Annotated in this window: 22 protein-coding genes; 9 read left to right on the top strand and 13 right to left on the bottom strand. The window is 67.5% G+C overall.

Translation table 11 applies throughout. The annotated features are described in order from the left end of the window. Positions 1–34 precede the first annotated feature (34 nt). On the bottom strand, positions 35–1,615 hold the full coding sequence (locus BMX07_RS09670) for a tryptophan--tRNA ligase (protein ID WP_090617283.1): 1,581 nt from the start codon (positions 1,613–1,615) through the stop codon (positions 35–37). 105 nt (positions 1,616–1,720) lie between these two features. Here BMX07_RS09670 and BMX07_RS09665 point away from each other — a divergent pair, with 105 nt between their 5' ends. Beyond that, on the top strand, positions 1,721–2,140 hold the full coding sequence (locus BMX07_RS09665; RefSeq protein WP_090617281.1) for a methylated-DNA--[protein]-cysteine S-methyltransferase: 420 nt from the start codon (positions 1,721–1,723) through the stop codon (positions 2,138–2,140). A 33-nt stretch (positions 2,141–2,173) separates the two neighbouring features. Continuing rightward, the gene (locus tag BMX07_RS09660; RefSeq protein WP_090617280.1) at positions 2,174–3,103 is read left to right on the top strand and encodes an ornithine cyclodeaminase family protein; all 930 of its coding nucleotides are present in this window, start codon (positions 2,174–2,176) and stop codon (positions 3,101–3,103) included. A 15-nt stretch (positions 3,104–3,118) separates the two neighbouring features. Here the strand turns inward: BMX07_RS09660 and endA are convergent, their stop codons facing one another. The 7 genes from endA to BMX07_RS09625 form a co-directional block, all read right to left on the bottom strand. After that, positions 3,119–4,195, bottom strand: a complete 1,077-nt coding sequence (gene endA / locus BMX07_RS09655; protein WP_090618400.1) for a tRNA-intron lyase — start codon at positions 4,193–4,195, stop codon at positions 3,119–3,121. Between the two features lie 218 nt (positions 4,196–4,413). Continuing rightward, entirely contained in the window at positions 4,414–5,190 is a 777-nt protein-coding gene (locus BMX07_RS09650; protein ID WP_090617278.1) for an endonuclease NucS domain-containing protein, read from the bottom strand. Between the two features lie 182 nt (positions 5,191–5,372). Continuing rightward, positions 5,373–5,603, bottom strand: a complete 231-nt coding sequence (locus BMX07_RS09645) for an Lrp/AsnC family transcriptional regulator (RefSeq protein WP_090617276.1) — start codon at positions 5,601–5,603, stop codon at positions 5,373–5,375. Positions 5,604–5,658: 55 nt separating this feature from the next. Next, positions 5,659–6,360: a hypothetical protein gene (locus tag BMX07_RS09640; RefSeq protein WP_090617274.1), complete on the bottom strand. Its 702-nt coding sequence runs from the start codon at positions 6,358–6,360 to the stop codon at positions 5,659–5,661. Between the two features lie 126 nt (positions 6,361–6,486). Beyond that, positions 6,487–7,608, bottom strand: coding sequence for a helix-turn-helix transcriptional regulator (locus tag BMX07_RS09635; RefSeq protein ID WP_090617273.1), 1,122 nt, complete (start codon positions 7,606–7,608; stop codon positions 6,487–6,489). 415 nt (positions 7,609–8,023) lie between these two features. After that, positions 8,024–8,398: a hypothetical protein gene (locus BMX07_RS09630; protein WP_090617271.1), complete on the bottom strand. Its 375-nt coding sequence runs from the start codon at positions 8,396–8,398 to the stop codon at positions 8,024–8,026. Positions 8,399–8,422: 24 nt separating this feature from the next. Next, positions 8,423–8,866: a hypothetical protein gene (locus BMX07_RS09625; RefSeq protein WP_090617270.1), complete on the bottom strand. Its 444-nt coding sequence runs from the start codon at positions 8,864–8,866 to the stop codon at positions 8,423–8,425. A gap of 271 nt (positions 8,867–9,137) precedes the next feature. On the opposite strand from BMX07_RS09625, the gene BMX07_RS09620 reads away from it, so the two are divergent. Both BMX07_RS09620 and BMX07_RS09615 read left to right on the top strand, forming a co-directional pair. After that, entirely contained in the window at positions 9,138–9,731 is a 594-nt protein-coding gene (locus BMX07_RS09620; protein WP_090617268.1) for a DJ-1/PfpI family protein, read from the top strand. A gap of 52 nt (positions 9,732–9,783) precedes the next feature. Further along, on the top strand, positions 9,784–10,440 hold the full coding sequence (locus tag BMX07_RS09615; protein WP_090617266.1) for an HAD family hydrolase: 657 nt from the start codon (positions 9,784–9,786) through the stop codon (positions 10,438–10,440). Positions 10,441–10,570: 130 nt separating this feature from the next. Here BMX07_RS09615 and BMX07_RS09610 read toward each other — a convergent pair whose 3' ends face one another. From BMX07_RS09610 to BMX07_RS09600, 3 genes are all read right to left on the bottom strand, one after another. Beyond that, a complete protein-coding gene (locus tag BMX07_RS09610) occupies positions 10,571–12,943 on the bottom strand; it encodes a DEAD/DEAH box helicase (protein ID WP_090617264.1) in 2,373 nt (790 codons plus the stop codon). Positions 12,944–12,996: 53 nt separating this feature from the next. Next, complete coding sequence (locus BMX07_RS09605) at positions 12,997–13,596, bottom strand: DUF7978 family protein (RefSeq protein WP_090617263.1); 600 nt, start codon at positions 13,594–13,596, stop codon at positions 12,997–12,999. Positions 13,597–13,725: 129 nt separating this feature from the next. Continuing rightward, positions 13,726–14,241, bottom strand: a complete 516-nt coding sequence (locus tag BMX07_RS09600) for a PH domain-containing protein (RefSeq protein ID WP_090617261.1) — start codon at positions 14,239–14,241, stop codon at positions 13,726–13,728. A gap of 161 nt (positions 14,242–14,402) precedes the next feature. On the opposite strand from BMX07_RS09600, the gene lipA reads away from it, so the two are divergent. The 5 genes from lipA (at position 14,403) to BMX07_RS09575 (ending at position 21,011) form a co-directional block, all read left to right on the top strand. Further along, positions 14,403–15,380, top strand: coding sequence for a lipoyl synthase (gene lipA, locus BMX07_RS09595; protein ID WP_090617260.1), 978 nt, complete (start codon positions 14,403–14,405; stop codon positions 15,378–15,380). A gap of 278 nt (positions 15,381–15,658) precedes the next feature. Continuing rightward, a complete protein-coding gene (pdhA, locus tag BMX07_RS09590) occupies positions 15,659–16,765 on the top strand; it encodes a pyruvate dehydrogenase (acetyl-transferring) E1 component subunit alpha (protein WP_090617259.1) in 1,107 nt (368 codons plus the stop codon). A gap of 4 nt (positions 16,766–16,769) precedes the next feature. Then, positions 16,770–17,765, top strand: a complete 996-nt coding sequence (locus BMX07_RS09585) for an alpha-ketoacid dehydrogenase subunit beta (RefSeq protein WP_090617258.1) — start codon at positions 16,770–16,772, stop codon at positions 17,763–17,765. A gap of 1 nt (position 17,766) precedes the next feature. After that, positions 17,767–19,425 carry a dihydrolipoamide acetyltransferase family protein gene (locus BMX07_RS09580; protein WP_090617256.1) on the top strand — a complete coding sequence of 553 codons (1,659 nt, stop codon included), beginning with the start codon at positions 17,767–17,769 and terminating at the stop codon, positions 19,423–19,425. Positions 19,426–19,496: 71 nt separating this feature from the next. Further along, positions 19,497–21,011 carry a dihydrolipoyl dehydrogenase family protein gene (locus BMX07_RS09575; protein ID WP_090617254.1) on the top strand — a complete coding sequence of 505 codons (1,515 nt, stop codon included), beginning with the start codon at positions 19,497–19,499 and terminating at the stop codon, positions 21,009–21,011. 112 nt (positions 21,012–21,123) lie between these two features. Here the strand turns inward: BMX07_RS09575 and BMX07_RS09570 are convergent, their stop codons facing one another. Both BMX07_RS09570 and BMX07_RS09565 read right to left on the bottom strand, forming a co-directional pair. Further along, complete coding sequence (locus BMX07_RS09570; protein ID WP_090617252.1) at positions 21,124–21,420, bottom strand: DUF7521 family protein; 297 nt, start codon at positions 21,418–21,420, stop codon at positions 21,124–21,126. After that, on the bottom strand, positions 21,417–21,794 hold the full coding sequence (locus BMX07_RS09565; protein WP_090617250.1) for a winged helix-turn-helix domain-containing protein: 378 nt from the start codon (positions 21,792–21,794) through the stop codon (positions 21,417–21,419). Before BMX07_RS09565 ends, BMX07_RS09570 begins: the two co-directional genes overlap by 4 nt. Positions 21,795–22,324 lie beyond the last annotated feature (530 nt).

Below are 22,324 nucleotides of genomic sequence, written 5' to 3'. Positions count from 1 at the left end.
AGCCGTCCGTGCGGCCGCTCCCCCTCTTCCGGGCTCAGCGACGCCGCGGCGACTCGAGTTCGATGTCGGCGGCCTCGAGCAGCTCCTCGACTTCCGCGCGTTTCTCCTGGTGTTCCGCGAGGAACTCCCGCATGAGCTGGGCGGCCTGTTCCTTGCAGTCGCCACAGAGGCGCTCGCCACCGACGCACTCGTCGTAGACGCGCTTGGCGAACTCGTCGTCGTCGCCGGCCAACAGGTAGGCGTAGAGTTCGTAGACCGGGCATTCGTCGGCGCGGCCTCCCTTCTCGCGCTGTTCCTCGGCCGTCTCTCGGCCGCCGGTCGTCGCGGCCTTCACCTTGTCGTAGCCGTCCTCGGGGTCGTCGAGCAGCGAGATGTGACTCGCCGGAACCGAAGAGGACATCTTCCCGCCCGTGAGCCCGGTCATGAACCGGTGGTAGATCGAGGACGGCGGCTGAAATCCGTGGCCGCCGTTCTCGACCTCGATCTCCCGGGCCAGCTCCTCGGCCTCGGCGCGGTCGATCTCGAAGGCGTCGACGTGGCTCTCGTAGACCCGTTTCTCGCCCGCTATCGCGTCGATCAGCGCGTCGAAGGCCTCGTCGGTGGCTCGCCGATCGAAGAACCGGGTTCGCGGCCGGACCGGTTCCATGCCGGCCTCGTTGAGTTTCGTCAGGACCGAGCTCAGCGTGTCGGCGTCCGCGTCGAGTTCGGACAGTGGCGTCTCCTCGAGCGCCTCGGCGACGTGCACGCAGCGGAGCGCGTCGTCGTCGACGTCGGCGGGGTCGAGCCGCTCGTAGAACGCGGCGACGAGGGCGCGCTCGTCGGGCTCGAGTTCGAAGCTGGCGTAGGCCTCGCTCACCTTGAAGAAGCGCATCCGCTCGGCGAGGTCCCGCGCGAGCCGGACGTGGGGGTCTTGGTCCGGCCCGACGGGGATCACGGTCGGTTTCGGCTCCTCGAGTTGCGGGTAGAGGATGTCGGCCATCTGGGTGACGACCGACTGCATGTGCGAGACGTCGGTCTCGCCGTCGAAGCCGTAGATCGCCTGGAACTCGGAGAAGTTCGCCTCGGCACCGAGTTCGAAGGACAGGTCCTGCAGTTCGCGGTTCGTCGACTGGCGGTAGAGGGTCCCCTCGTCCGGGTCGAAGCCGAGTGCGAGCAACGAGAGGAGGTAGTCCCGGGCGTGCTCGTCGATCTCCGCCCAGCTCATCCCGCGGGCCGAGTTGGCCTCGAGGTCGGCGATGAGGCCGTAGGCGTCGGCTCCCTGCTGTTGGTGCCAGATGATCTCGTCGAAGACCAGCTTGTGGCCGATGTGGGGGTCGCCGGTGGGCATGAACCCCGAGAGGACGGCCGCCGGCTCGTCGTTCTGCAGCGCCTCGGCGACCGGCCGGTAGTCGCGGTGGCCGAAGATGACGCCCCGACGCATCAGGTAGTGCGGGTTCGGTACCTGGTCGAGCAACTCGTCGAACTCCTCGATGCCGAACTCCTCGAACAGCTTCCGGTAGTCGGAGACGCTCGAGGAACCCCAGGGGTCCAGCGCGACGTCGTCCGCACCTGCAGCTCCGCCGTCTGGTAACGGTTCCCCTGACTCGGGCTCCTCGAGTGGGTCGTCTCCGGTCATCGTGTCGGTTTTGGCGCGGCAGCGCGCAAAAACCTTCGGCTTCGCCGTCGGTGGAATCTTCGCGGCCGGAGAGTGAAGTCGGTGCGCGACGAACGTCGACCGACCATGGACGTTCAGCTATTCGGACGCGAGCGGGAGATCGACGAGTCGCGGATCGACGCACGGCCGGCGACGATCCGCGAACAGATACGGGAGTACGAGGCGGGCGAACGGACGGCGTTCGACCTCGAGATCGCGTACCCCGACAGCTTTACCGGGCGCGTTATGCAGGCGATGACGGCTATTCCGGCCGGCGAAACGAGAACGTACGGTGACGTCGCGGCGACGCTCGAGAGCGCACCGGTCGCGGTCGGGCAGGCCTGCGGTCGGAACCCGATTCCCGTCATCGTTCCCTGCCACCGTATCGTCGGCGTCGACTCGCTGGTCGGATACGGCGGCGGACTGGATCTGAAACGGCAGTTGCTCGAGCACGAGGGCGCGGCGATTCCGGGCGAGCGGGAGGCCGTCGACTCGCCGCGCGACTGAACTGTTATACGCCGTCCGCCCGACCGGGCAGCCATGACCGAGTTTCCCGTCCTCACCGACGGCGACGTCTACTCCCGGTTCGACTACGAGACGGTCGTCGACGCCGTGCGCGACGCCTTCGCGGAACGGGCGGCTGGCACGCTCGAAGCGCCGCCGCGCTGGCGGGTCCCGGCCGGCGCGGGCGACCTGGTGTTCACCGCGGGTGCCGCGACCGGCCCCACGAACGCGGCCGGGTTCCGGGTCTACGAGACGCATCCCGAGTCCGGCGACGACCACGCGGAACTGGTGGCCGTCTTCGACGCGACGACCGGCGCGTTCGAGGGGCTGTTCGTCGGGTACGCGGTCGGCGGGCTCCGAACGGGCGGCATCGGCGGCGTCGCGATCGATTGTCTCGCCCGCGAGGACAGCGAGACGCTGGGGATTCTGGGGGCGGGGTTTCAGGCCCGGGCGCAGGTCGGTGCGGCGTGTGCGGCCCGCGACTTCGACGAGGTACTGGTCTTCAGTCCGACCGCCGAGAGCCGCGAGTCGTTCGCCGAAACGGTCGACGGCGAGGTCGGGCCGGCCGTCCGCGCGGTCGACGATCCCGAACCGGTCGTCCGCGCCGCCGCCGCGCTCGTCTGTGCGACCGACAGCGAGGAGCCGGTCTTCGATCCCGACTGGCTCGAGCCCGGAACCCACGTCACCACGATCGGCCCGCGATTTCGGGACGCCCACGAACTCCCGCTCGCGGTGGTCGATCGCGCCGACGTCGTCGCGACCGACTCGCTGCCGCAGGTCGACGCCTACGACCGGCCGTACATCGCGTCGGGCGACGACCGCGAGCGGCTGGTCGAACTCGCCGACGTGCTCGGAGCCCCCGAACGCGGACGGCAACGCGAGGACGACGTCACGCTGTTCTGTTCGGTCGGATTGGCGGGGACGGAGGTCGTCCTCGGGAGGGTCTTGCTCGATCAGATCGCGTGAGGACGCGGCCGGGTACTACGGCGTGAGCCGCTCGAGCGACCACCATTCGATCGCGTCGCTTCGATCCGTTCCGTCGCCCACCAGCGCGAACACCATCGTCTTCCGGACGCCGTGGGCCAGCCGCACGTCCAGCGCCAGATCGCGCGGTTCGAAGACGTAGTCGGCCGGATGCACGCGAACGAGCAGTTCGGAGTGTCCGAGATTCTCGACCGACTCCACGTCCGCGTACGTCCGGAAGTCCGCCCCGAACTTGTACCCCGTCTTGGGGACGACGCCCCGCTCTCGCAGCTCCGTATAGACGGTCAGCCGCCGATCGAAGCGTTCGCCCTCGACCTCCCGCCCCCGCTCGCGGACCATCTCGGGCTCGAGGTCGATCGCGCCCCGTTCGGCGAGGTAGGCCGCCTCGAGCAGGGAACACTGCAGCGTCGGCTCGTCGTACTCCCGGCCCTCGAGCGGTTGGCCGTAGAACGTCCGCTCGTAGAGGTCGAGCGGCGGCTCCCAGACAACGACCCGATCGGCGAGCAGGTCGGCCTCACAGCCGTCGGGCAGCGCGGCGTCCGACCCCGAGGTCCCCGACGGATTTCGGCGGCCGATCTCGAAATAGGTAATCTCGCTTTCCTCGTCGACGACCGCCAAGACGCCTTCCCGGAGCTCGGCGGCGGGGATGTCGGTTCGCTCGCCGACGATCCGCAGGGCGTAGGCGATCTTCCCGTCGCCGGGCCCCTTCCCGCGCGGGAAGACCGCGAAGTCGACCTCGCCGCCGGGCGGGTCCGGAACCCACGGCTCCGCGGCCGGCGAGAGGTAGAATCCGCGCGATCGCAGATCCGCGTAGACGAGAAACCGCACGCCGAACCCCTCGCCGGGCTCCCTGGCGACGAACTCCCGGAAACGCAGCCGCTCGCCGCTCGCGGCGTCGACGATCGCCTCGAGGTCTCCCCGGTAGAGCAGGTGGGCCGCCTCGACGGGCGCGAGCGCGATCTCGTTGCCTTCGAGCGGATAGCCGTAGCCTCGCGAGTCGTGATAGCGCTGGCGCGCGTCGCCGCCGACGTAGACGACGCCGTCGTCCGTCTCGAACCGTCCCTCGAGTGCCATACCCGTGGCTTCGCCGGGCGACATTAAGTGGCTGCGGATCGATTCCCGGGCGACCGCCGTCGTGGAACACCCGGTTCGACGGTGGCCGGTTCGGGACGCACGATCGACGTCGACAACGGCACGCCTTCGAACACGCTGGCGATCCCACCCGCCGCAGCTGCGGCTGGTCGGGATGCTGTCCCGGGGTGGCGGTCGCTGCGGTTCGATCGACGGGTCGGTCAGTCGTCGGCGGCGGAGTCCGCCTCGAGCGGCCCCTCGAGTGCGCGGTCGCAGGTCGCGTCGAGACACCGGATTCCGCTTCTCGTTTCGAAGGTCGGGAGCCCGCAGCCGCACGCGCCGTCGACCACACCGGCGGGGACGGCGAAGCCGGTGTCGCAGTCCGGGTAGTGTTCGCAGCCGGCGATGAGCCCGCCGCGTCGGCGGATCCGGAGGTCGCCGTCGCAGTCGGCGGTCGGACACGCCCACTCGCGGTCGAACGCCTGTTTGACCGCGGCGTCGAGGGACTCGCAGCCGCGGTCGAGACAGAGGTTGAACGCGAGGCCGCGCTCGACGCGCATCTTCGGGAGGCCGCAGTCGCAATCGCACTGCTCGTCTCGGATCGTCGCGTCGGCCGGCACGCCGTAGCGGTCGCCGCAGCCGACGCAGTGGACCCCGCTCGAGCGCACGAGCGCGCCCCCGCAGTCGGGACAGGTGCCGACCGGCGTCCCGGCCGCGGAGGACGGATAGTGTGCGAACCCCTCCCGCTCGTGGGCGGCGATCCGCAGCGTCTGGGTGCCTTTCTTCGCGACGAGCGTGAAGCCGTCCCTGCGGTCGCTCGAGACGCTGTCGGCGCGGGTGAGCCACGCGACGGGCTGGTAGCCGTCGACGTCGTGGACGAGGACGGTGTTGTCCGGTTTGACGATGGTGGTCACTCGGCCGCGGTACTCCGCTCGGTCGGCGTCCTCGGCGATGACGGTGCAGTCACCCGCGAGGACGCGAATCGCGTCGTCGATCACGGGCCGTCTGGCCGCGGTTTCGTACTTAAACCCGCGGACCGGACGTGACCGCCGCGGCGACCTCGGTCGGGAGGCCGGCGATCGACCCGTCGAGCCGGCTTTCGTGACACCGGGCACCACCGGCCGTTCGGGGGTCGCTCCCGCTCGGCGGCGTGTGCGACCGGTCCGCCTCTTCGATCCGTTCAGTCGAGACAGACGTAGGTTCGCGTCGTTCCGACTCCTTCGAGCGGCCGAACGGTTTCGGTAATCGTCTCGAGTATATCCCGGGGATCGTCGCCGGTCAGTTCGACCATGACGTCGAAGTCGCCCGCGATGACGTGTGCGTCGACGACACCCGTCGCATCGCGCAGGGTCTGACAGACTTCCTCGGCGGTTCCGGCCGCGGTGTCGAGCATCGCAAACGCGTAGACCATCCTGCCCGTCTACGGTATCGACGGGCAAAAAACGGGAGTGGACCGCGGTCGCTCCTCAGTTCTCGTTCGTCGCTTCTCGACTCTCGTTTCCGTCGGCCGTTCGCTCGGTGGATCGGGACGCGTTCGCACTCCCGTCAGACCCGCCGGGTGCGCGGTCGTCGCTCATCGATCGGCCGACATCGTCGCCGGCGATCGAGCGAGCGACCGCCGCCGTGTCGGGACCGCCGAGTTCGCCAGCGCGCTCTCGAAGCGTTCGAATCGACTCGAGGTCGACGCCGCGGTCGGCGAGCACGTCCGCGGGGATTCCGACTGCGGCGGTCTCGGCCGCCGCGGCCCGTCGTTCGACGCTTCGCATCTCGGCGACCGTTTTCGCGACCTCCGCGCGATAGCGACCGTCGCTGATCTCGTCGGCCTCGCGGGACTCGTTCACCGCCTCGAGTCGCTCCTCGAGGTCGGCGAGGCGCGCCTCGCTCTCCTCGTGTTGCGTTGCGATGACGGCCGCTTTCGTCTCGTTCGAGTCGGCGTTCGAGAGCCTGACGTCGAAGGCTCGCTCGGCGACGTCGCCCTCGATCTCGGCGTTCTGGACGCCGACGGCGGCGACGAACCGTTCGCCGGGTGCGATCGATTCGGGTCCCGTCTCGGCGTCGGAGCCGTCCTGTCCGCTCCCGCTCGAGACGACGCTCGCCGCAGCGAGGGGCATCGCGACCGTCGCGACGACCAGTACCGCTGCCAGCGTCATCGACGTAGTTCGATTCATTGGTGATAGATTGCGTCGGTCGGTGATAGGTGCTCGAGACGATGACTTGGGTTCACCGACGGTTAACGCGATTCAACGCGGTTTTCGATCCGTCGCCGTCCGTCGGTTTCGGCTGGTTTCTCCGAGTCAGGTCTCTCGTTCGGTCTCGTTCCCTTCCTCCTCCTCCGCATCGGGAAGCGAGAGCACGTTCTCGCGACCGAGCCGGAACGACTCGAGCGCGCCCTCCTCGCGGAGCCCGGTGACGACCTTGCTGGTCTTCGCGTCGGTCCAGCCGAGTTCCTCGACGACCGCCTGCTGTTTCATCCGGCCGCCGCGGTCTCTGACGAGGCGAAGGACCTGCTCTTCGTTGGTGAGGAGTTCGGGGTCCGGCCCCTCCGTCGCGCTCGAGTTCGCCGATTCGTCGGACGTTCCCGCCGCCCCGGCGTCCGAACGAGGGTCCGGCTCGGGTCCGGAATCGGACGTGGCCGCCCCGTTATCTCCGGTCGCTCGACTCGCCGGCTCTCGGTTGCGGTACCACCACGCGCCGGCGACGCCGAGTCCGACCACGCCGACCGCGATCCCCGCGATCATCGCCGTACTGAACCCGCTTCCGGCGGCAGTGACGACGACCCGAGGCTCGCCGGAGACGAAGTCGGTCTCGTCACCCCGCCAGATCACCGCGTGATCGCGTTCGTCGTCCGGGTCGGGTGCGATCGAGGTCGGTTCGTATCCGTCCGGCCACTCGATCAGTAATCGCGTCCCGTCGTCGAGGTAGATCCCTTCGATCGCATCGCCTGCGCGGAGTTCGTCGCCGTCGACGGCGGCAAATCCGTGCCAGCGGAACGCGTATCTGACCACGCCGTACTCGCGGCCGAACGACTGGCGCTCGGTCGTCACGCTGAACTCGTCGGCGGCCATCTCCCGACCCGTCGCGTCGCTCGCCGCGGTGACCGTGTCGGTCATTCGATCGGCGAAGGACTGTGTGTGATTCGCCGGGTCCGCTCGGATGTCGTCCCGCAGCGACTCGAAAGCCGTCTCGCTCTCGTTGTCGTCGAGCCGAACCCAGAACTCGAGGGTCCACGCTGCGGTCCCGTTCGGTCGGACAGCGACGTCCATTCGGACCTCGTCCGCGTCGATCCGGTCTTGCTGGACCGCGAACGGCTCCGACTGCGGCTGCCCGCCGTCCACGGCTGTAGCGGCGACGACCGGTCCCGTTCCGGTGAGCAGGAGCGCGACCAGGAGGATCGTCACGCCGACGCGACCGTTCATACCAGTCGGTACTTCTCACCTCTGTTAAAGCATGCGGAAGTCGGATCTCCGGTGCTACCGGCCGTTACTGCACCGACGAGACCGGTGTCGGGAAAATCGCATCAATACGAAATCACTACTAGATACTGTTTGGCCCGCGCCACCCTCGGAAAAGTGCGCCCGAACGTCCGTCCCCAGTCCCCGGCGACCGGAGAACACCGCGGACGACTCGAGCGGGACGCGTCGGTCGCGTGCCACCGTCCGATCCGTCGGTATCGTGGTGGTTTCGCGACCCAGCCTCACGCAGAAAGCCGGTCCGTAGAACGGGACGACCGAACAGCAGGAGCGACCGCCGACGGAGTCGTCTCACTGTCGCTCGGGTCGGCAAGGGAGGAACCGGGAGGGAGGGCCGACAGGGGGTGTCAACGGGGACAACTCAGGTACCCGGCACGCCGAGCGCCGAGACCGAACCGATACCGACTAGCTCGAGCGCCGCGAGGACGACCACTGTGGCGGCCCAGGCGGCGACGCCGACGCCGGCGGACCGTCGCCAGCCGAGCCGGTAGCGCCGCTTGACGACCGCGACCCACGCCGCGATCGCCAGCAGCCCGCCGAACAACGGGATCGGCTCGAGGACGGCCCAGACCAGTGCGCCGAGCAGCGCGGTCAGCACCGCGTGGCCGTAGTCGCGGGCGTCCGCGACGACGTGGGTGCCGGCGTGGAGAGCGGCACCGCCGACCAGCAGGCTCACGGCGAACGCCAGCAGTCGGTCCTCGAGACCGAGCGGCGCTGGTGGTGCGAGCGGCGGCATGGGATGGTGCAGTCGTGCAGCGGCTTATTCGTCGCCGTCGTCCGACTCGTCGTGATCGTCGTCGGCCCCCTCGTCGTCGGTCTCCTGGGACTCGTCCTCGGTGTCGTCAGCCTCGTCGGGTTCCTCGTCGTCACCCGGCGTCACCTCGCCGATCGCGTTGCCGAGCGATCCCTCGAGGTCCCCGCTCAGGAACGACGAAATCCGCTCGTGGATCGCCGAGACGTGATCTGGGGCCTGATCCGGGAGGTCGACGGTCGGACCCTGCCCGTCGCGTTCGTCGGCGGCGCTGCCAACAGCGGCTCCGTTCTCGCTTCGCTCGTCGTCACCGCGTTCGTTCGTGTGCTGTTCGTCGGTACTATCCGCGCCAGTGTCCACGGACACGGGTGCGTTTCCGGGTGCTGCGGCGGCGAAACCGGTCGCCGCGATCAGTACTGCGAGTGCGACTGCGATGAGCGTTGTTCGTTTCATAGCTCGCATCCCACTCTCGGTCGGTCGAGCCATTTGAAGGGGCACTCTCGTGAACGCGGTTTTCGAGTGTTTGAGGCCGTTTGAACCGCGTTTTCGTCGGTTTGTGACCCGTTCAACGCGGATCGAACGGGCTCGGATCTCCGTCTGCCGGCGGACCGCGACACGACGACGACGCCGACCGAACGGCAGGGTGCGCGTCGACGACGCGACGACTCGAGTCTCGCGTCGCCGGAGACGCAACGGATTTCCGTAGCGCCGGTGACTCTCGGCTATGGCCGATCTGCTCGCGGAAATCGTGCTGTTCGACGGCTTCGACGAACTCGACGCCATCGGCCCCTACGAGGTCTTTCAGAACGGGGCGCAGGCCGGCGCGTCCCTCGAAACCCGGCTGGTCACGCTCGAGGAGACGGCGCTCGTGACGGCGAGTCACGGACTCCGCGTCGAACCGGACGGGACCCTCGGGGAGCCGGACCTGTTGCTCGTTCCCGGCGGGGGCTGGACGACCGCGGGCGGCGTCCGGGCGGTCGTCGACGAGGGGACGCTGCCCGACGCCGTCGGCGAGCGATCCGCGGCCGGCGCGACCGTCGCCTCCGTCTGTACCGGTGCGATGGTGCTGGCGGCGGGCGGCCTGCTCGAGGGGCGACCGGCGATCACCCACCAGGTCGCCGTCGACGATCTCGAGGCCCACGCGGCGGACGTAATCGACGCGCGCGTGGTCGACGACGGCGACGTTCTCACCGCCGGCGGCGTCACCGCGGGGCTCGACCTGGCGCTGTGGTTCCTCGAGCGCGAGTTCGGCGCGGCGGTCGCCGCGGCGGTCGAGACGGAGATGGAACACGAACGGCGCGGCGCGGTCGTCGACTGATCTCCCGCGCGTGCCAAACGGCTATAGGGAGCGATCGAATACCCCGTCGTACATGCCTGCTGTGTTGTTCGATATGGACGGCGTGCTGGTCGACAGCGAAGACTACTGGGTCGACGTCGAACGCGAGGAGATCTTTCCCGCCACGGTCCCCGACGCGGACGTCGATCTCGCCGAGACGAGCGGAATGAACTTCCGCGAGATCTACGACTACCTCGACGCGGCGTACGGAACTGCCATCTCTCGCGACGAATTCGTGCAGCGGTTCAACGAGGCCGCCGAGGAGATCTACACCGAACGCGTCGAGCTACTGGACGGCCTCCGCGACCTCCTCTCCGAACTGGACGAGCGCGGCGTCCCCGCGGCGCTGGTCTCCTCGTCGCCCCACGACTGGATCGGCATGGTACTCGAGCGCTTCGACCTCGAGGGCGAGTTCGAGCGCGTCGTCAGCGCCGACGATATCGACGCGGCGAGCAAGCCGGAGCCGGACGTCTTCGAGTACGCGGCCGACGAAGTCGGGGTCCCGGCGGCGGAGTGTGTGGTCGTCGAAGACTCGGCAAACGGGATCGAGGCGGCCGCTCGAGCGGGGACGATCGTCGTCGCGTATCGGATCGCAGCCCACGGCGACATCGATCGCTCGTCCGCGGACGAGGTGGTCGATTCGCCGGCCGAGCTTCGGGAGCGGGTGCTCGCACTGACGGACCGAGCGTAGCGGCATCGCGCTGCCGAAGAAGACCGCCCGCGGGGACGCCGTGACCGACGGCCCCGTCTCCCGGGCTCTCGGCGAAACGCACTTCGACGAACGGCCGACGGCGTCGCGTAACTGCTCGAGCGGGTCGACGCTATCGCACGTCGACCGTCCGGCTCGCCTCGATCGGCAGCAGCGGCTCCTCGGGAAAGGCCACGCTGACGGTGAACTCGAGTTCCTCGGCGTCCGCGCCGAAGACGCCGACCGGGACGGTCTCCGCGTCGCGGAGGTAGCTGCTCGTGCTCGTCATCTCCACGCCGTTGACCGTCACCCGAACGCCGGCGCGGGCGGGTTCGCCGACGTTTCGGACCGTGACCTCGCAGACCTCGTTCTCGCCCGTCGCGACGGTCTCGGGAAACCGGCCCCACTCGATTTCGACCGCGGGGAGCGACCCGGCTCCCTCACGGATGCGCTCGGCGACGCCCTCGGAGAGGCCGGCGTCGACGAGTCCGTCGACGCCCGCGTCGACGACGTCGCCGGGGGTCGACAGCCCCTCCTTCGCGAGTTTGCTCGCTCGACCCGACGCGACGCCGTCGATGGCGGTCAGCCCGACCGCGTCCTCGGCGACGCCGTTCTCGATACGGGCCTCGACCCGACGCGCGAGGTTCGCGGCGTGGGGGCCGACGAACCGATCGAGGAAGGCCCCGAGCGCCGAGACGAGCCGCGTCGCGTTCCGGCGAATGACCCACGCGTCGCTGCGGAGTTCAGACGGGGTCGTCCCGCTGGCCGCACTGCGAAGGATCGCGAGCACCTTCCGCTGGCCCGCCTCGAGCGCCTCGGTGTCCTCGCCGACCAGAACCGCGTCGATCGCGTCGCGTTCGTCCTGCCGGGCCGACACGGAGTCGAACTCCTCGGCGGTCGCGACGGCCCTGAGGATATCGCCGGTCGTCGGCTCGTCGCCCCCGCCGGTTCCGTCGTCGCCGGCGACGCGGTCGCAAAGCGCTGCGAAGCGGGCCGCCGTGTCGAGTCGAAGGTAGTACTTCGAGGTCAACACGCCCCGCGGCGTCGCCTCGATCGAGAGATCGTCGCCGGTCTCGACGAACCCGCGGTCGACCAGTCCCTCGAGGCAGTCCCGAACCCGCTGTGTGAGGTTCGGGAAGTCGTACTCGTCGGGCTTGGACTGCCCGCGGACGTAGTAGAAGGTCGTCTCGAGCCAGTCCATCACGTCGTCGAGATCGGTGATCGTCCCCATCGCGATCTCGGCGTTGAGGTGGGTCTCGAGGCTCTCGGCCAGCCGAGACTCGATCTCCTTCCCGTCGCGGAGCAGCCCGCGGTACTTGTCCGCCTCCGACGAATCGCAGACGACCCAGCCGTAGCCGACGTCGTCGTACCCCGGGCGGCCGGCGCGGCCGAGCATCTGGAGCACGTCGAGGGGGCTCATGTCGACTTCGCCCTCGAGCGGATCGTGGTGCTTCGTGTCCCGGATCACGACGCAGCGGGCGGGCAGGTTGACACCCCAGGCCAGCGTCGAGGTCGAGAAGAGGAGCTCGATGTGGCCGGCCTTGAACCACTTCTCGACGAGGTCGCGGTCGTTCTTCGAGAGCCCGGCGTGGTGGAAGGCGACGCCGTCGAGCACCGACTTGCGGAGCGTCGAGTCCTCGAGTTCCGTCGAGTCGGTGTGGAAATCGTAGTCGCCGCGAGCGCCCATCGGAATGTCGCGCTCGGCGATCTCGTCGCGGGCCTTCTTGGCGGCCTGGACGGTGTCCTGTCGAGAGGAGACGAACACCAGCGACTGGCCGTCCTCCCGGAGATGCGGCTCTGCGAGGTCCAGCGCCCGGTAGAGGCGGCGGTACTTGTCGGCGAAGGAGTTGTCGCCGTGGGTGTAGGTCTTGACGCCGGCGTTGAGTTCGACGGGTCGGTACTCCTCGCCGAACTCGAAGGTCGTTTCCGCCGGGGCGTCCAGCCACGCCGCCACGTCGTCGACGTTCGGCATCGTCGCCGAGAGCGCGACGATGCGTGGGTCACAGAGCCGACGCAGGCGGGAGATCGTTACCTCGAGCACCGATCCTCGCCGGTCGGCATCCAGCAGGTGAACCTCGTCGATGACGCAGACGTCGACGTCGGTGACGAAGTCGTACCGTCGCGAATCGTGTTTGCGGGTCGCCGAGTCGAGCTTTTCGGGGGTCATCACGAGGATGTCCGCCCGGCGCGCGCGCCGCGGGTTCAGGTCGCGCTCGCCGGTGACGACGTAGATCGAGTACTCCAGCTCCTCGAACCGATCCCAGTCGTCTTCCTTCTCGTTCGTGAGCGCTCGCATCGGGGCGATAAACAGCGCCGTTCCCCCGTCGGCGAGCGACTTACAGATCGCCAGCTCCGCGAGCGCCGTCTTCCCCGAGGCGGTCGGCGCGCTCGCGACCACGTTGTCCTCGGACTCGAGTAATGCGGGCAGTGCCTCGCGTTGCATCCGGTTGAACTCCTCGAAGGCGAAGGCGTCGGCGAATTCGGGGAGAACCTCGGCGACCTCCATCACACGGAAACGGGGGGTGGCGGGTCAAAGGCGTTTCCTTCGAGTCGCAGTAGCTACCGTCCGTTGATGGCGGTGGCGATCACAGCCCCGGCGTTGCTGAACACCAGCGGGTAGATGATCCCACCGAGCAAAACCGCGGGCACGAGTACCGGTGCGGTCGAACTGCTGCCTTCGATTCCGAAGGTGGACCATTCCGCGCTGGATTCGGTGACGATGGCACCGACGCCCATGACTAGCCCGTACCCGATCGTCACCGGTGTCCCGGCGATGATGGCCTCGCCGAGGTCGGTCGCGTTCCACCGGAGGGCCAAGAACGCGCCGACTGCGAGCAACGCAAGCGGCGGCAGGATGTACAGTACCCCCGCGGTCGAACTACTCGACTCGGTGATGAAGTTCACGGTGCCCGTCCCGCCGAACGGTCCGAAACTACCGCTGCTCTGGATGTCGACCATGTGGGCGTTGTAAAAGTACCAGGCTACAGCCTTCCATTCGGCAACGCTCTCACTGATGGTCTCGCGAACCTCGCCGCTGATCAGGAGGTACGTAAGTAGATAACCGATCACGGCGGCGAAGACGCCGAGCCCCGCACCCGCCGCGACTCTCGAGCCACCCGGTACTGCACTCTCTTCGGACCTTGCCAACTGTGAAGACATTGTGGAGAACCTAGATGTGCGTTGATATAATGGATCTTGTGGTTTGAGTCTCCGCCGACTGTTCGAGAATCGATTCACTGTCGAGTGGCTCGTTCGACGGGCTGAGAACTCGAGTCCGCCACTGGTCGCTCAGACGGCCGCCTCGTCGGTCGCCACGTCCTCGAGCTGGTCGCTGAGCCGGCTGCTGGCCCGGTCGGGCTGGGGGACGCGCTCGAAGACCAGCTCCGGATCGCCGGAGCCGGCGGTGTAGACGGTCAGATTGCCGTAGCCGAGCAGGCGGCCGACCCCGGACTGGCGCAAGCTGATGTTCTGGACGCGGTCGAGGCGAAACTGGGTGACGTCCCTCGAGACGATCCCCCGTTTCTTGTAGAGCTCCGAGGAGGTGATGACGTAGCGAGTGTTCGTCCAGACGAGGTAGCGGACGAGCGCAACGGCCGCACCGACGACCGTCAGCAGGACGCCCAGTATCGTCAGGATGCCGACGCCGTCGGTTCCGCTCCACCCGGCGACGAGAAAGCCCACGATCGCCAGTCCGATCCCGACTGGCAGTCCGGACCCCATCGTGATCGGATGGGGGCGGCTCTCCCAGACGATGCTCTCGTCGTCGCTGATGTGAAACCAGTCGGGGGTCGAGCCGAAGGCCATCGGCCGCGCCTATTCCACACCTGCCCGTAAAGCTATCGGGGGAATGGACCGGTTAACGCCGACGAGCCGTCTATTCGAGCGATTCGATGCCCGATACCAACGCCGCGGCCTGGAACCGAGTGATCACCACGGTTTTTCACCGTCCGGCCCCATGATGGGGTATGAGCCGCGCGCGAAAGCCCGATTGGCTGAAGAGCCGCCCGCCGTCGGGACAGGAGTTCGCCGGCATCCGAGAGACGCTGCGGGAGCACGACCTGCACACCGTCTGTGAGGAGGCCAACTGTCCCAATCTGGGCGAGTGTTGGTCGGGACGAGCCGGCCCCGACGGAAACGCAGGGTCGGGGGACGGCGGGGGAACGGCCACCTTCATGCTGATGGGCGACCGCTGCTCTCGAGCCTGTAACTTCTGCGACGTGCAAACCGGCGGGATGGAACCCCTCGATCCCGACGAACCCGAAAACGTCGCGAGCGCCATCGCCGAAATCGGCCTCGACTACGTCGTCCTCACCAGCGTCGACCGCGACGACCTCCCCGATCAGGGGGCGGGCCACTTCGCCGAGACGATCCGCGAGATCAAGGCCCGCCATCCGGGCATCCTCGTCGAAGTACTGATCCCCGACTTCCGGGGCGAGGAACGGCTCGTCCGGCAGATCATCGACGCCGAACCGGACGTGATCGCTCACAACGTCGAGACCGTCGATCGCCTGCAGTATCCCGTCCGGGACCGACGGGCCGGCTACGAGCAGAGCCTCTCGGTCCTCGAGCAGGTCGAGCGCGAATCGGATATCTACACGAAGACGTCGATCATGCTCGGCCACGGCGAGTACGACCACGAGGTCTACCAGACGCTGGCCGACCTGCGCGAGCGCGGCGTCGACATCGTCACGCTGGGCCAGTACCTGCGGCCCTCGCGGGACCACCTCGAGGTACAGCGGTACGATCCGCCGGACAAGTACGAGACGTGGCGACGGGTCGCCGAGGAGGAACTCGGGTTCCTGTACTGTGCGAGCGGGCCGATGGTACGCTCGTCGTACAAGGCGGGCGAACTGTTCGTCGACGCCGTCCTCCGCGAGGGCAAGAGCGTCGCGGCGGCGAGGGCCGACGCGCGCCGATCCCAGCCCCGACAGACCGAATCCTGAGCAGTCGACACGCACAGCCGATTCCTCGGCCCCATTCTCGGTCGCTGAGCCGCCGGTCCGATCGAACTGTGAGTTCGTCCACTCCACCCCGTCACTCGAGGGCAGAATCGAACGAAACAAAAGAAATGACCATTTTGTCTCATCCCTGTCCATCTCTGTCCCCCGTCGTACAGTGGTTTTTCGGGCGTCTGGCAAGAATCTCACTGATAGTAAACTATTTGGGAAACTCCTTTACCCTGAGCGATAGTTACCCCGAGTATGTACAGGTGGGTCTTCCCGTGAGTACGTTACAGCGCGATCCGCAGGAGCGAGTACAGATACTTGACGAAGCCGGTCGGGTCCGAGAGGGTGCCGAGGTCCCCGACCTCTCCGAGGACCGCCTCGTCGAGATGTACGAGCAGATGCGGCTCGTTCGCCGGTTCGACGAGCGAGCCGTCAGCCTCCAGCGGCAGGGACGGATGGGAACCTATCCGCCGCTGTCGGGACAGGAGGGCGCACAGGTCGGCAGCGCCCACGCGCTGGCCGAGGATGACTGGGTCTTCCCCAGTTACCGCGAACACGGCGTCGGGCTCGTTCGAGGGCTCTCGCTCGAGCGGACGCTGCTCTACTGGATGGGGCACGAACGGGGCAATTACGTCCCCGAGGACGTCAACATCTTCTCGGTCGCCGTCCCCATCGCGACCCAGATCCCGCACGCGACCGGCGCGGCCTGGGCCTCGAAGCTTCGCGACGAAGAACGGGCGTTCGTCTGTTACTTCGGCGACGGCGCGACCTCCGAAGGCGACTTCCACGAAGGCCTGAACTTCGCGGGCGTGTTCGACACGCCGAACGTCTTCTTCTGTAACAACAACCAGTGGGCCATCTCCGTCCCGCGCGAACGCCAGACGGCCAGCGCGACCCTCGCCCAGAAGGCTACCGCCTACGGTTTCGAGGGCGTACAGGTCGACGGCATGGATCCGCTCGCGGTGTACAAGGTCACCCGCGATGCGATCGCGAAGGCCAAAGACCCCGACGAGGACGAACTGCGGCCGACGCTCATCGAGGCCGTCCAGTACCGGTTCGGTGCTCACACGACCGCGGACGACCCCTCGGTCTACCGGACCGACGACGAGGTCGAACGCTGGAAGCAGAAGGATCCGATTCCGCGCCTCGAGACGTACCTCCGGTCGAACGGAATCCTCGACGACGAACGGGTCGACGCCATCGAAGCGCGGATCGAGGACGACGTCGCCGACGCGATCGAGTCCGCCGAGTCGTTCGAACGGCCCGATCCCGAGGAAATTTTCGCACACGTTTACGAGGGGATGCCCCGTCGGTTACAACGGCAGCTCGAATATTTCGAATCGGTTCGCGACAAACACGGCGACGACGCGCTGCTGGAGTGATATCATGGCTACGGAATCAGAATCAGACAATCTCACGCTGGTACAGGCGGTACAGGACGGATTACACACCGAGATGGAGCGAGACGACGACGTGATCGTCATGGGCGAAGACGTCGGCAAGAACGGCGGCGTCTTCCGCGCGACCGAGGGACTCTACGACGAGTTCGGCGAGGACCGCGTCGTCGACACCCCGCTCGCGGAGTCGGGGATCGTCGGGACGGCGATCGGGATGGCTGCCTATGGGATGCGGCCAGTGCCCGAGATCCAGTTCCTGGGGTTCATCTATCCTGCATTCGATCAGATTGTTTCGCACGCGGCGCGCTTGCGGACGCGCTCGCGAGGGCGATTCACGTGTCCCATGGTCATTCGGGCCCCCTACGGCGGCGGTATCCGCGCGCCGGAACACCACTCCGAGTCGACGGAGGCGATGTTCGTCCACCAGCCCGGGCTCAAGGTCGTCATCCCGTCGACCCCCTACGACACCAAGGGACTGCTAACCAGCGCGATCCGGAGCCCCGATCCGGTGGTCTTCCTCGAGCCGAAGCTCATCTACCGGGCGTTCCGCGAGGACGTGCCTCGGGAATCGTACGAGGTGCCGATCGGCGAGGCCGCCGTTCGTCGCGAGGGAACCGACATCTCGGTCTTCACGTGGGGTGCGATGACCCGGCCGACCCTCGAGGCGGCCGAGAACCTCGCCGAGGAGGGCATCGACGCGGAGGTCGTCGATCTGCGAACCGTGTCGCCGCTGGACGAGGAGACGATCGTCGACTCCTTCGAGAAGACGGGCCGCGCCGCAGTCGTCCACGAGGCACCCAAAACGGGCGGCCTCGGGGCCGAGATCACCGCGACCTTACAGGAGGAAGCGCTGCTGTATCAGGAAGCGCCGGTACAGCGCATCACGGGGTTCGACACGCCGTTCCCGCTGTACGCGCTCGAGGACTACTACCTGCCCGAACCGGCGCGCATCGAGGACGGCATTCGAGACGCCGTGGAGTTCTAACATGGTCCGAGAGTTCGAATTACCGGACGTCGGCGAGGGCGTCGCGGAGGGCGAACTGGTCTCGTGGCTGGTCGCCGCGGGCGACACGGTCTCCGAGGACCAGCCGGTCGCGGAGGTCGAGACGGACAAGGCGCTCGTGGAGGTCCCCGCGCCGGTCGACGGTACCGTTCGCGAGTTACACGTCGAGGAGGGCGAAATCGTCCCCGTCGGGACGGTGATTATCTCGTTCGACGTGGCGGGGGAGGAGAGCGAGGTGTCACGCACTTCGGAAAGCGCGACCGGCGACGCGGCGAGCGAGGCGGCCGAACAGCCGGCCGAGGGCGGTGAACCCGCCGGCAGTCCCGGCGCGACCGGGGCCGATACCGAGGACGTCGCGCCGCCCGAAGATCGAATCTTCGCACCGCCGCGCGTGCGCCGCATGGCCCGCGAGCGAGGAATCGATCTCTCGACGATTCAGGGCAGCGGCCCCGGCGGTCGCATCACTGCGGCCGACGTGCAGGCAGCGGCAGGAATCGGCACCGCAGCGGCAACGGACCAGGCCGAGTCACAGCCGGACGGGACGACGGCCGGCGGCGCGGCGGCCGATTCGGGCGGCTCGAGCGCCGAGAGCGAAGCGGCAGGCGCGGGTGGCGGTCCCACCGAGGAAACGGTCGTCGAGAGCACGACTCCTGGCTCGAGCACCCAGCGATCCGAGACGCCGACACAGGTCGAGTCGGCCGACCGCGACAGGACGCTCGCCGCGCCGGCGACCCGGCGGGTGGCCGAGGAGGAAGGCGTCGACATCGACGCCGTTCCCGCCACCGAAGAGCGCGACGGCGAGGCGTTCGTCACGCCCGACGCGGTTCGGGAGTACGCCGAGGCCCAGCGGCGAGCCCAGGAGGCGGACCGGGAAGCGCTCGAGGCGGGCGAGCCCGTCGGAGCGACGGGAGCCGAGTTCGCCGAAGGGGAGCGCGAACGCCGCGAGCCGTTCCGGGGCGTCCGCAAGCGGATCGCCGAGGCGATGGTCGAGTCGAAATACAGCGCCCCCCACGTCACCCACCACGACGAGGTCGACGTCACGGCCCTCGTCGCGGCGCGCGAGGACCTCAAACCCCGCGCCGAGGAGCGCGGAATCCGGCTGACCTACATGCCGTTTATCATGAAGGCCGTCGTGGCGGCGCTGAACGAACACCCCGAGATGAACGCGGTCATCGACGACGAAAACGACGAGATCGTCTACCGCGACTACTACAACATCGGGGTCGCGACCGCGACCGACGTCGGACTGATGGTCCCGGTCGTCGAGGACGCCGATCGGAAAGGGCTGCTCCAGCTCTCCTCGGAGATGAACGAGGTCGTCCAGAAGGCCCGCGACCGAACGATCAGTCCCGGGGAACTCCGCGGCTCGACGTTTACGATCACCAACGTCGGCGGCATCGGCGGCGAGTACGCGACGCCGATCATCAACTACCCCGAGGCGGGGATCCTCGCGATCGGCGAGATCAAACGCAAACCGCGCGTGGTGACCGACGAGAACGGCACCGAGTCGATCGAACCGCGCTCGGTGATGACGCTCTCGCTGTCGTTCGACCACCGGCTGATCGACGGCGCGGTAGGTGCGCAGTTTACGAACACCGTCATGGAGTACCTCGAGAACCCCAGCCTACTATTGCTCGAGTGATCGAACCAAACTCTACCGAACATGAACACACACAGTTCACGGACGATGCGTACGACGGGGGCGGATAACTGATGGTCGTCGGAGACGTCACCACCGGAACGGACGTACTGGTTATCGGCGCCGGCCCAGCCGGCTACGTCGCCGCGATTCGCGCGGGACAGCTCGATCTGGACGTCACGCTGGTCGAGAAGGACGCCTACGGCGGCACCTGTCTCAACTACGGCTGTATCCCATCGAAGGCGCTGATCACCGCGACCGACGTCGCCCACGAGGCCGCCACCGCCGAGGAGATGGGCATTCACGCCGACCCCGCGATCGACCTCGCAGGGATGATGGACTGGAAAGACGGCGTCGTCGACCAGCTCACCAGCGGCGTCGAGAAACTCTGCAAGGCCAATCAGGTCAACCTGCTCGAGGGCACCGCCCGCTTCGCCGACGAGAATACCGTCCGCGTCTCACACAGCGGCGACGGCCAGGGCTCCGAGAGCCTCGAATTCGAACACGCGATCGTCGCGACCGGTTCGCGCCCCATCGAGATTCCGAACTTCGAGTTCGCCGACGAGCCCGTCCTCGACTCGAAGCAGGCGCTCGCGCTCGAGTCGGTCCCCGACTCGCTCGTCGTCGTCGGTGCCGGCTACATCGGGATGGAGCTCGCCGGCGTCTTCGCCAAACTGGGGACCGACGTGACCGTCGTCGAGATGCTCGACTCGATCCTCCCGGGGTACGACGACGACCTCAAACGCCCGGTAAAGAAACGCGCGAACGACCTGGGCGTCGACTTCGAGTTCGGGTACACCGCCTCGGAGTGGCACGACCGCGACGGCGAGGGCATTCGCGTCGTCGCCGAGCCGGCGGACCAGGCCGCCGCAGACGGCGGGCACGAGGCGCCACGCGCCTCGGAACAAGCGAGCGGTGAAACCGAGAGCGGTGCAGAAACGGCCGCGGACGAACGGCTCGTGCTCGACACCGAGAAGGTGCTCGTGGCCGTCGGCCGCCACCCCGTCTCGGACACGCTCGACCTGTCGGACGCCGGTATCGAGACGGACGACCACGGGTTCATCGAAACCGACTCGCGCGCACGCACGAACGTCGATCACATCTTCGCCGTCGGCGACGTCGCCGGCGAACCGATGCTCGCGCACAAGGGCAGCGCGGAGGGACAAGTCGCCGCCGAAGTGATCGCCGGCGAACCCGCGGCGATCGACTATCAGGCGATGCCCGCGGCAGTCTTCACCGATCCCGAAATCGGGACCGTCGGCATGACGGAATCCGAGGCCGAAGAGGCCGGCTTCGAGACTGTGACCGGTCAGTTCCCGTTCCGCGCCAGCGGCCGCGCGCTGACGACCGGTGACTCCGACGGCTTCGTCAAAATCGTCGCCGACGACGCGGACGGCTACGTCCTCGGTGCCTCGATCGTCGGCCCCGAGGCCTCGGAACTGATCGCCGAACTCGGCCTCGCTATCGAACTCGGCGCGACGCTCGAGGACGTCGCCGCGACGGTCCACACCCATCCGACGCTCTCGGAAGCAGTCATGGAAGCCGCCGAAAACGCGCTCGGTCACGCGATTCACACGCTGAACCGGTGACGATCGCACGGAATCGCGTCCGCAGAACTCTCCTCCGGTGCGTACTCGTACGCCCGAAACGCGTTTCGGCCGACCGCGTCACGCCGATGGTCGATAGCCGGTTTTCGCCGTTTCACTGGACGTACAGCGAGTACGCGATCACGAGAAAGCCGGCCAACACGAGCAGGCTCTCGAGCAGGATTCCCGTCGCGAGTTCGACACCGAGTAGCTCGTACAACATACCGGCGAGCACCAGCCCGAGCGTGACGAGACCGAATCCGGCCGTGAGATAACCCAACGCTCGCTGTCGCGTCCGACGGTACGCTTTGAACGCGAAATACGTGATGACGCCCCCGACGACGAGGACGAGCGTTTTGACGACAGCCAACGCGAACATCATCTCGGCCGAGCCAGCTGGAAATGGATTCATGTTTCCTTTCGCACCTCCGACCACAGCTCCGCGAGCCGTTCGTCCGCGGTCCGGGCGGGGCGTTCGATCTGGACCGTCAACGATCGCTCTTCGTCTAATCCGAGCGTGATTTCGTCGAACGCGACCGAGTACTTGCTCGCGTGATGGCCGTCCTGTCGAATCTCCGTCGACTCCTCGAGTAGCGTCGCCTCGGTCAACAACTCGAGTTTCCGGTACAGCGTCGACTGCGGGATCTCACACTGCTTCGTGAGCTCGGACGCGGTCATCGGTTCCTCGAGATGCCGAATAATTTCACGGCAGTCGGGATCGTCCAGCGCAGAGCAGATCTCTTCCGCGGACGGCGTCGACTCCGAAGCGAACGGGTCCCGGACCATTCGTCTCACTGTTACAACGCACGTGGTTTATCGGCATCGATGCGTCTCCCAGCGTTCCCGTCGTCTGCCCGAGACACGAAGCCTTCTTGCGCGTACGCGCTCGAGTGCAATTCACGCGGGTATCATCCGGCCCGACCGTACCTTCGAGGGTGGGATGACCGGCCGACCTCCGCCCGCGTGACATTCTCGAACCGCCGAGCTGGCGCGCTCGAGCAGCACGTCCATTTATTAGTGTCATCGACCCTATCTTCTCGTGGAAAATCGTGCCATGGTATCGGTTTCCGATATCGGTCTCGTCCGACGGCCTTATATGTGAACCCGGCGTTCGATTGGAATGCGAACGACGTGGCGCTCGCCGCCACGCTCCCTCCGGCCGCAACCCGGCACGGAGGACCCACGCTGTATCCACCCTCCCCGGGGCCGCCGCGGCTCACGCCGCTGCCGCCTCGCTCGAGGGCGCTCGGACCCGTCGTACCCCCGCCGAACCCTCGGCGGTCCAGGACGACGCCCTTATATAATCGGGGCGTCTC

Origin of the sequence: Natrinema salaciae (assembly GCF_900110865.1) — an archaeon.
Taxonomy (GTDB): Archaea; Halobacteriota; Halobacteria; order Halobacteriales; family Natrialbaceae; genus Natrinema; species Natrinema salaciae.
This window is presented reverse-complemented; position numbering and strand designations above follow the sequence as displayed.